The following is a 322-nucleotide window of genomic DNA, read 5'->3' on the forward strand; positions in this document are numbered from 1 at the left end:
CAGAAGCGCCACCGCCAGTGTGCCGCCGGGCGCCATCCTCCGGACAGGGCGGGAGCACGCCGGCCCCGACCGGTACAGGACGAGCACCAGGGCGACGGCGACCGCGGCCACGACCGGCCACCGCAGCGTGTCCCAGGTGGCCTGGGGCCCGGTACCCAGACTCAGAGCCTGACCCAGACGCCGGGCCAGGCCGCCGGTGAGCAACAATGCGAGGGTCGACGTCAGAAGCAGGGAACTCAGGACGAGGGCCGTGGCGATGATGCGCGGAGCGGTACGCCAGACCGGCCGGTCCGCGCTGATCCGATGCATGGCGTACAACGCC

At 72.7% G+C, this 322-nt stretch carries 1 protein-coding gene; it reads right to left on the reverse strand.

From position 1 onward, the window contains the following. Positions 1 to 309 (reverse strand): YhjD/YihY/BrkB family envelope integrity protein (locus IO24_RS0140095; RefSeq protein ID WP_031144842.1); only part of this gene is annotated, 309 nt, incomplete at its 3' end. Positions 310 to 322: the final 13 nt, after the last annotated feature.

The sequence above is a fragment of the Streptomyces flavovariabilis genome, from assembly GCF_000725785.1.
In the GTDB taxonomy this organism is placed as follows: Bacteria; Actinomycetota; Actinomycetes; order Streptomycetales; family Streptomycetaceae; genus Streptomyces; species Streptomyces hawaiiensis.